Below are 8,101 nucleotides of genomic sequence, written 5' to 3'. Positions count from 1 at the left end.
ACCGCCGACGACTGCGCCGCCGCCATCCGCATCCCCGCCATCCGCATCCCCGCCATCCGCATCCCCGCCATCCGCATCCCCGCCATCCGCAACGCCTCCGCCCGGACCTGCGCCCGCCGAACCGCCATCTGCATCACCGCCCGCCGAACCTCCGCCCGCCGAACCTCCGCCCGCCGAACCTCCGCCCGCCGAACCTCCGCCCGCCGAACCTCCGCCCACCGAACCACCCCCCACCGGACCGCCGTCAGCAGGCAGGCCGCGCCAGACCCGCACGGCGAGCACCGCCAGCGGGAGCAGGCCTTCGGCGAGGCCGGGCATGCCGGACCCGTCGAGCCGGGTCGCGGCGTCGCGGTACGCCTGCTCGGCGGCCTCGGCGGCCTCGGCGGCCTCGGCGGCCTCGGCGGCCTCGGCGGGGGCGCCCGAGGCCGCGAGCCGCACCGCCGCGAACCACCGCGTGAACACCTCGACCAGCGGCCGCTCGTGCTTCCTGCCCAGCGCCGCGGCCTCGTCCGCGTGCTGCTGCGCCACCTCCCACCGGCCGAGGGCCGACTGCGCCTGCGTCCGCACCAGGTGCCCGAGGATCTCGAAGGTGCTCAGCCCGTGCCGGGCCGCCAGGGCCACCAGCTCGGCGCCGATCGTGTCCCGCTCGGGAGCCAGGCCGGTGCGTCCGAAGGTCGTCAGGTACCGGCCGGCCAGGGCGAACGCCAGGACCGCGGGGTCGCCGGCCCGACGAGCGAGGTCCTCCGCCCGACGCGCGGCCTCCGGTCCTCGTGGTCCGGGCAGGCCGCGCGACTCGATGGCCACCGTCGCCAGCAGCCTGGAGCGGACGGCGTCGGGCGCGTCCGCGGGAAGGGCGGCCAGCGTGCGCTCGGCGGCTGCGGCCATCTCGGCGGCAAGCTCCGCGTCGTCGGACCGTGTCCACGCTCCGGGAACGTCGAACGCGCCGATCACCCGGGCGGTGAGCTCCGGGTCGCTGAGCTGCTCCGCGGCGCGGACGGCAGCCACCCGCTGCGACCGGGCGACGGTCAGGCCGTCACCACCGCTCAGCGCCAGGGTGCGCAGGAGCGTCGCGGTGGACTCCAGCCGGCCGCGGGCGCCGGCCGCCACGACACGCTCGTAGGCGGAGGTCGTGTCCCGCCAGACGTCGTCGGCGGAGGCGGCGTCGACAGGGACCTCGTGCCGCAGCACCTGGGCCTCCAGCTCCGCGAGCCGTGGACCCGGGTCCACGCCGAGCTCGCCGGCCAGCATCGCCCGCGCCCGCCGGAGCACGGCCAGCGCGTCCGCCTGCCGGGCCGACCGGTACAGCGCCAGCGCGAGCAGGCGCCAGGCCTCCTCCCGCCACGGGTGCTCGGCCACGTGTGCGTCCAGACCTGGCACGACGTCGGCCGCGTCACCCAGCGATATCCGCACCTCGGCGTGGCGCTCGGTGGCGATCAGCCGTAGCTCGACCAGCCGGGCCCGCTCGGCGACCGCCCACGGCTGGTCGAGGCCCGCGTAGGGGTTGCCGCGCCAGGCGTCCAGCGCCCGGTCGAGCGAGGCCCGGGCGGCGGCAGGCGCCAGGGCACGCACCCCGGACACCACCGCCTCGAACGACCAGGCGTCGACGTCGACGCCGCGCAGCGCGTAACCCGGGCCGTCGGTCACGAGCAGCCGGGCCGGGGTGCGCGCCGTCCGCGCGGGCTCGAGGCCGCGGCGAAGGGCCGCCACGAACGTGCGCACGGCGGCCAGCGCGCCCTGCGGCGGCTCCTCCCAGAGGTCCTCGACCAGCCGGTCGGCGGTCACCACCCGCCCGTCCGCGGCGACCAGGCGCGCGAGGACCGCACGCTGGCGCGGGCCGCCGAGAGCAGCCTCCGAGCCGTCGACCCAGGCCGTCACCGGGCCGAGCACACCGACTCGCACGTGCTCACTCATCGTCTGCTCATCCACGTCCTGGAGATTCGGGGCATGACACAGTCAATCCCTGAGTTCGAGTACCAGCGCGTCGCCGTGGGCGACGTCGTCCTCAACGTAGCGGTCGGCGGCTCCGGCAGCCCGGTCGTGCTGCTGCACGGTTTTCCGCAGACCCACCTCATGTGGCGCCACGTCGCGGCGGATCTCGCTGCCGACCACACGGTGATCGTCCCGGACCTGCGTGGCTACGGCGCCAGCGACAAGCCCGCCGAGCAGGACCGCGGCACCTACTCGAAGCGGACCATGGCCCAGGACGTGGTGGCGCTGGCCGACGCGCTGGGCCACGAGACGTTCGCCCTGGCGGGGCACGACCGCGGTGCGCTCGTCGCGGTCCGTGCGGGCCTGGACCACCCGGACCGCGTCACGCACCTGGCCGTGCTCGACGTGCTGCCGACGCTCGACATGTGGGACGTGCTGCACGGCGCCGACGCGGCCGTCGCGTTCCACCTGTACCTGATGGCGCAGCCGCCGGGCCTGCCCGAGCGGATGATCGAGGCCTCCGCCGACGACTTCTTCGGGTTCTTCCTCGACGCCTGGGGTACCGGCCCTGACGCGATCCCGGCGGAGGTCCGGGCCGAGTACCTGCGCGCCTCCCGGGAGGCGGTGCCTTCGATAGTGGCGGACTACCGCGCCTCGGCGGGGATCGACGTCGAGCACGACCAGGCCGACCGGACGGCCGGACGGCGGCTGACCATGCCGGTCACCGTGCTCCAGCAGGACTGGGGCACCGCGCTCGGCTACGACGCGGTGGGCCTGTGGTCCGCCTGGGCCGCCGACCTGGAGCACCGGACGCTGGACGCCGGGCACTTCATGGCCGAGCAGTCGCCGCAGGAGGTGGTCGCCTACCTGCGGGCGCTCCTGGCGCGGTGATCCGGGCTACCGGCCGAAACGGGACGTGCGCTTGCGCGACAGCCCCATGGTGTCCCGCAGGTCGGTCACGGTGACGCCGTCGGTGTACGGCTGGCCGTTGATGAACAGCGTGGGCGTACCGTGCACGCCCGCGTCGATGCCGTTCTGGTAGTCCGTGCGGACGGCGTCGGCGAACCGCTGCGCAGGGTCGCCGACCAGGGCAGCGGTGTCCAGGCCGAGCTGCTCCCCGTAGCGGATGATCGACGCGTCGTCGAGGCGGTCCTGGTTCTTGAAGAGCAGGCCCGCCATCGGCCAGAACGCCCCCTGGTGCCCCGCGGCCTCGGCCGCCAGGGCCGCCGTCAGCGCGTACGGGTGCGGCTCGAAGAGGGGGAAGTGCCGCCACACCAGGCGGACCTGACCCTCCGAGCCGTTGATGAGCTCGTGCAGCACCGGCTTGGCCGCACCGCAGTACGGGCACTCGAAGTCGCCGAACTCCGTGATGGTGAACGGGGCCTCCGGGTTGCCGTACGCCCATCGGAACGCGAAGTCGCCCTCGTGCGGGCCACTCTGCAGGGCGAGCGGCGCCGCCTCACGTGCGCCGCCGTTGGTCTCGTCGGTCGTCATGTCCTCATCCTCTCGCACTGTGCGTCGAGCCGACCGCGCGTGGTCAGCGGCTCGGGGTCAACCGCTCGTGGTTACGTGTGGGCGGCGGTCAGGAGGGTTTCCGCGGCAGCCCTCGCCTGGCGGGCGGCGTCCGGGGTGCCTGCGATGGCGGCGGTGGTCTGCGCGCCCTCCGCGAGGATCGCGAGCTGGGGCGCCAGCGTGGCCGGTGCGCCGGCGTCGGCCACGAGGTGGGCCACGTACTCCTGGAAGCTGCGCTTCTGCTCGCGGACGGCGTCCGAGACCGCCGTCGAGGTGGCACCCAGCTCGCCATGGGTGTTGATGAACGCGCACCCACGGAAGCTCGGCTCCCGGAACCAGGCGTCGAGGAAGTCGAAGATCGCGAGGATGCGCTCGCGGGCGGTCGTCGCGCGTTCCGACGCCGACTCGAGCCCGGCGTCCCACATGGCGGTGCGGTGGCGGAGCACGGCGACGACGAGCTCGTCCTTCGACGCGAAGAGCGAGTAGATCCGTTTGAGCGACACGCCCGCCGCCGTCCGCACGGCGTCCATACCGACGGCCTGGACGCCGTGCGAGTAGAACAGGCGGTCAGCGGCCTCGATCACGGCCTCCCGGGCGGTCTTCTCGTCGATCATGCGGTCTCACCCCGTCTTCACCCCGCGCACGGCTTGCGCAGAGAACGTTCGTTCTCTACTGTAGCGGATATCGGCAGAGAACGACCGTTCTCCGTCGGCCCCGAGAACAGCACTGGGAGCAGATCATGGGTTTCATCACCGTCGGCACCGAGAACAGCACCACCACGGAGCTCTACTACGAGGACCACGGCACGGGTCAGCCGGTCGTGCTCATCCACGGCTACCCGCTGGACGGCAACAGCTGGGAGCGTCAGTCCCGCGAGCTGATCGACGCCGGGTACCGCGTCATCACGTACGACCGCCGCGGGTTCGGGCAGTCGAGCAAGGTGGGCGCCGGCTACGACTACGACACGTTCGCCGCTGACCTGAACACGCTGCTGAACACGCTCGACCTGCGCGACGTCATCCTGGTCGGCTTCTCGATGGGCACCGGCGAGCTGGCCCGTTACGTGAAGAACCACGGCCACGAGCGCGTCGCCAAGCTGGCCTTCCTCGCGTCGCTCGAGCCGTTCCTCGTCGCGACCGACGACAACCCGACCGGCGTGCCGCAGTCCGTCTTCGACGGGATCCGCGAGACCGCCCACGCCGACCGCTTCGCCTGGTTCACGAACTTCTACCAGGACTTCTACAACCTGGACGAGAACCTCGGCAGCCGGATCAGCCAGGAGGTCGTGACGGCCAGCTGGAACACCGCGACGCGCAGCGCCCCGGTCGCGGCCTACGCCGTCGTCTCCGCCTGGATCGAGGACTTCCGGGCCGACGTCGAGGCAGTCCGCGCCGCCGGCAAGCCGTCCCTGATCCTGCACGGGACCAAGGACAACATCCTCCCGATCGACGCCACGGCTCGTCCGTTCCACAAGGCGTTCCCCGAGGCCGAGTACGTCGAGATCGAGGGCGCGCCGCACGGCCTGCTCTGGACCCACGCGGCCGAGGTCAACGAGGCGCTCCTGTCCTTCGTCAAGTCCTGACCCCTGCGCGGGCCGCGGCGCCGCTGGACCGCTGGAGCAGGGCGCCGCAGGAGTAGTCGGTAGTCGGTAGAAGGTCAGGTCGTCGGTAACTCGAGTTACCGACGACCTGACCTTTTACCGACCACGCTTGGCGCCGGATCCGGTGGCCAGATGCGTCCGGTAGTGGGCCCGATACGGCCTCCCGGGCGCGCGTCGACGCGACCAGACTGCAGGTATGAACCGAGCCCTGATCGTCATCGATGTCCAGGAGTCCTTCCGCGCCCGCCCGCAGTGGGCCGACACGCTCAACCCGACGGTCGCGGAGCCCGTCAACCGGCTCGTCGACCTCGCCCGCGCGGCCGGCGACCTCGTCGTCTGGGTGCTGCACACCGAGCCCGGGACGGGTAACGCGTTCGACCCGGAGTCCGGCCACGTCCGGCTGTTCGAGGAGCTGAGCGAGCCCCGGCCCGACGAGCCGGTGCTCCGCAAGACGTCGCACAACGCCTTCACCACGACCAACCTGCAGCAGATCCTCACCGCACACGGCGTGGGGGAGCTGCGCGTCTGCGGCATCCGGGCCGAGCAGTGCGTGGAGACCACCACGCGGGTCGGCTCGGACCTCGGATACACCATGACGTTCGTCAGCGACGCCACCAGCACCGACCCGCTCGGCCGGTTCAGCGCCGCCGACATCCTGGAGCGCACCGAGGCCGTGCTCCGTGACCGGTTCGCGCGTATCGCCACCGTCGCGGAGCTCGAGGCGGAGGCGGACGCCACGGTGGGCGTGACAGCATCGGCAGGGTGACCACTGTCGTCTTCGTGCTGCTGCCCGGGGTCCACCTGCTCGACCTGGCGGGCCCCGCGCAGGCCTTCTTCACGGCGGGGGACCACGGCCACCCCTACGAGCTGCGGTACGTGTCCGGCATCGAACCGGGCGGCCCCGAGGCGAGCGGCACGCCCGGGCCCGATGCCGGCGTGGTCGCCTCCGCGCAGGGCCTCCCGCTGGTCGCCGGAACCGACTGGCCGGAACTCGGTCCCGACGACCTCGTCGTCGTGCCCGGCTGGCGCATCGGCGGCGTCCGGACCGCCTGGCCCCGGCTGAGCACGCCGCTCCGCACGCGGCTCGCGGACCATCACGCCGCCGGCGGAACGGTCGCCAGCGTGTGCGCGGGTGCCGACGCCCTGGGCCAGGCGGGCCTGCTGGACGGCCGGCGCTGCACCACCCACCACGCCGTACAGGACGAGCTCGCCGCCCGATATCCCCGGGCACACGTGGTGCGGGACGTCCTCTTCACCACCGACGGCGGCGTGGTCACCTCGGCGGGCATCGCCAGCGGCATCGATCTCTCGCTCCACCTGCTCGCCATGCGGCACGGCCCCGCGCTCGCCGCCCGGGTGGCTCGCGAGATGGTGGTGTACGCCCGCCGCAACGGGACGGAGCCGCAGGCCAGCGCCATGCTGCGGCACCGGTCGCACGTGGACGACACGGTTCACCGCGTGCAGAACCACATCGACACGTACTTCGACCAAGCCCTGCCGCTCGCCGACCTCGCCGCGCACGCCGGCGTGGCGGAACGCACCCTCACGCGGTTGTTCACGCGGTCCGCCGGGGTGACACCTCTGCGCTACCAGCAGCTGCTGCGGCTGGAGCGGGCGGAGCACCTCATCGGCCACGGTGCGACCGTCGAGTCGGCGGCCCACGCCGTCGGCTTCCAGGACGCGCGCATGTTGCGGCGGCTCCGGAGCTCACGGCCCGGGTGATCGGCAGGACGTCACGTGGTCGGCACCTCGGAATGCCGATCACCTGACGTACTGCCGATCACCCGCCCGGGGTCAGTTTCGCCGCGCGTTCCGCGAGCAGGCCGCCGATCGCGGGGATCAGGGCGAGCAGCCACACCCTGTGCCGTCCGCGGGCGAGGGCCACGGCGGTCACGATCACGGCGAGGTAGATCATGCCGTGCAGGGGCCCGACAGCGCCGGACACCGCCTCGCTGTGCACCGTGGCGAGGTTGCCGAACAGGATCAGGACGCTGGCGAGCTCCGCCGCGCCAAGCAGCCGCAGCGCGAGGCCGCCGGTCACAGTCCGGCTCCCGTCGTCGACCCGGGTCGGTAGATCATCAGCACGACCACCACCGCCCAGAGCAGGTTGAAGATCCCGGCGTGCATCGCCAGACGGCGGGCGGCGCCCCGCTCGGCAGGGTCCGCCGCGCCGGCGGGTCCGGGTGCGTCGAGCGCCTCGACGACGCGTCGCTGACCCGGCAGCACCAGGACGATCAGCACGGCGGCAGCCGCGGCGGTGAACACCATCGAGGTGATGAGCCAGGCGTCGGACAGGACGCCGAGGCTGGCCCCGGTCGCGTATCCGAGCACGGGGACGGCGACGCCGACGACCGCGTACACCCGCGTGACGCGGTGCAGCAGCCGGACGGCGGCGGTGTTCGTCTCGTCGGGCGCCGCCAGGGCCTGACGTGCGGCCCGCGGGAACATGCTGGCCGTGATCGCCACCGGTCCGACGGTGAGGATGGCGGCGAGGACGTGGAGGGAGAGGAGCAGCGCGGTCATGCCGCGGTGTCCGAGATCGTTCGCATGCGGTCATCGTCCGCGGGCGTCGCCAGGCGCCGACAGTGGCCCTGCTGCCAACAACCTCCGGGATCTGGCCAGGGCCCGGACGAGGCGGGTCAGACCGTCAGGCCGACGATCACCGCGACGACGCCCAGCAGCGGGACGAGGCCCTGCTTCAGTGCCGCGCCGCGCTTGGTCGGGTCCGAGATCACCAGCACGAGCGCCGCCGCGACCATCGAGCCGGCACCGGCGAGGACGAGGGCCGCGCCCACCGCCGTCGACCCGGTGGCTGTGAGAGTGATGCCGATGCCGGTCATGACCGCGAGGAACAGGTTGTAGAAACCCTGGTTCAGGGCCATGGGCCGCATCGCCTCGGCCTGCTCCGCCGTCATCCCGAACACCGCCAGCGTCTTCCGGTCGGTCCAGGCGAAGGACTCCAGGTAGAAGATGTAGACGTGGACGAGGGCGGCGATCCCCGCGAGCACGAGACCGACGATCAGCATGGGGGCTCCTTCGCTGCGGGCGTGTCACGCGCAG

10 protein-coding genes are annotated in these 8,101 nt (G+C 73.0%); 4 read left to right on the top strand and 6 right to left on the bottom strand.

The window, feature by feature from the left end:
- The coding region (locus LUU90_RS22285; protein WP_275006153.1) for a BTAD domain-containing putative transcriptional regulator at window positions 1-1,911 on the bottom strand (1,911 nt) is incomplete at its 3' end.
- A 33-nt stretch (window positions 1,912-1,944) separates the two neighbouring features.
- Here LUU90_RS22285 and LUU90_RS22280 point away from each other — a divergent pair.
- On the top strand, window positions 1,945-2,820 hold the full coding sequence (locus tag LUU90_RS22280) for an alpha/beta fold hydrolase (RefSeq protein WP_275006152.1): 876 nt from the start codon (window positions 1,945-1,947) through the stop codon (window positions 2,818-2,820).
- 6 nt (window positions 2,821-2,826) lie between these two features.
- Here LUU90_RS22280 and LUU90_RS22275 read toward each other — a convergent pair whose 3' ends face one another.
- Both LUU90_RS22275 and LUU90_RS22270 read right to left on the bottom strand, forming a co-directional pair.
- Entirely contained in the window at window positions 2,827-3,423 is a 597-nt protein-coding gene (locus LUU90_RS22275; RefSeq protein WP_275006151.1) for a DsbA family protein, read from the bottom strand.
- A gap of 71 nt (window positions 3,424-3,494) precedes the next feature.
- Window positions 3,495-4,055 (bottom strand): TetR/AcrR family transcriptional regulator, encoded by a 561-nt coding sequence (locus tag LUU90_RS22270; protein ID WP_275006150.1) that lies wholly within the window; start codon window positions 4,053-4,055, stop codon window positions 3,495-3,497.
- 125 nt (window positions 4,056-4,180) lie between these two features.
- Between LUU90_RS22270 and LUU90_RS22265 the strand changes: the two genes are divergently transcribed.
- The 3 genes from LUU90_RS22265 (at window position 4,181) to LUU90_RS22255 (ending at window position 6,763) form a co-directional block, all read left to right on the top strand.
- Complete coding sequence (locus LUU90_RS22265) at window positions 4,181-5,023, top strand: alpha/beta fold hydrolase (protein WP_275006149.1); 843 nt, start codon at window positions 4,181-4,183, stop codon at window positions 5,021-5,023.
- 214 nt (window positions 5,024-5,237) lie between these two features.
- Complete coding sequence (locus LUU90_RS22260) at window positions 5,238-5,807, top strand: cysteine hydrolase family protein (RefSeq protein ID WP_275006148.1); 570 nt, start codon at window positions 5,238-5,240, stop codon at window positions 5,805-5,807.
- A complete protein-coding gene (locus LUU90_RS22255; RefSeq protein ID WP_275006147.1) occupies window positions 5,804-6,763 on the top strand; it encodes a GlxA family transcriptional regulator in 960 nt (319 codons plus the stop codon). The genes LUU90_RS22260 and LUU90_RS22255 overlap by 4 nt, the downstream gene beginning before the upstream one ends.
- A gap of 58 nt (window positions 6,764-6,821) precedes the next feature.
- Here the strand turns inward: LUU90_RS22255 and LUU90_RS22250 are convergent, their stop codons facing one another.
- The 3 genes from LUU90_RS22250 to LUU90_RS22240 form a co-directional block, all read right to left on the bottom strand.
- Entirely contained in the window at window positions 6,822-7,082 is a 261-nt protein-coding gene (locus tag LUU90_RS22250; RefSeq protein ID WP_275006146.1) for a hypothetical protein, read from the bottom strand.
- A complete protein-coding gene (locus LUU90_RS22245) occupies window positions 7,079-7,564 on the bottom strand; it encodes a DUF2269 family protein (RefSeq protein ID WP_275006145.1) in 486 nt (161 codons plus the stop codon). The genes LUU90_RS22250 and LUU90_RS22245 overlap by 4 nt, the downstream gene beginning before the upstream one ends.
- Window positions 7,565-7,680: 116 nt before the next feature.
- Window positions 7,681-8,067 (bottom strand): DUF1304 domain-containing protein, encoded by a 387-nt coding sequence (locus tag LUU90_RS22240; protein ID WP_275006144.1) that lies wholly within the window; start codon window positions 8,065-8,067, stop codon window positions 7,681-7,683.
- Window positions 8,068-8,101 lie beyond the last annotated feature (34 nt).

This window comes from Promicromonospora iranensis, from assembly GCF_028994775.1.
Classification (GTDB): Bacteria; Actinomycetota; Actinomycetes; order Actinomycetales; family Cellulomonadaceae; genus Promicromonospora; species Promicromonospora iranensis_A.
This window is presented reverse-complemented; position numbering and strand designations above follow the sequence as displayed.

Excerpts from the sequence above, each read along its gene's own strand:
- LUU90_RS22280 (WP_275006152.1), top strand. The coding sequence starts at position 1,945 with ATGACACAGTCAATCCCTGAGTTCGAGTACCAGCGCGTCGCCGTGGGC.
- LUU90_RS22275 (WP_275006151.1), bottom strand. The coding sequence starts at position 3,423 with ATGACGACCGACGAGACCAACGGCGGCGCACGTGAGGCGGCGCCGCTC.
- LUU90_RS22270 (WP_275006150.1), bottom strand. The coding sequence starts at position 4,055 with ATGATCGACGAGAAGACCGCCCGGGAGGCCGTGATCGAGGCCGCTGAC.
- LUU90_RS22265 (WP_275006149.1), top strand. The coding sequence starts at position 4,181 with ATGGGTTTCATCACCGTCGGCACCGAGAACAGCACCACCACGGAGCTC.
- LUU90_RS22260 (WP_275006148.1), top strand. The coding sequence starts at position 5,238 with ATGAACCGAGCCCTGATCGTCATCGATGTCCAGGAGTCCTTCCGCGCC.
- LUU90_RS22245 (WP_275006145.1), bottom strand. The coding sequence starts at position 7,564 with ATGACCGCGCTGCTCCTCTCCCTCCACGTCCTCGCCGCCATCCTCACC.
- LUU90_RS22240 (WP_275006144.1), bottom strand. The coding sequence starts at position 8,067 with ATGCTGATCGTCGGTCTCGTGCTCGCGGGGATCGCCGCCCTCGTCCAC.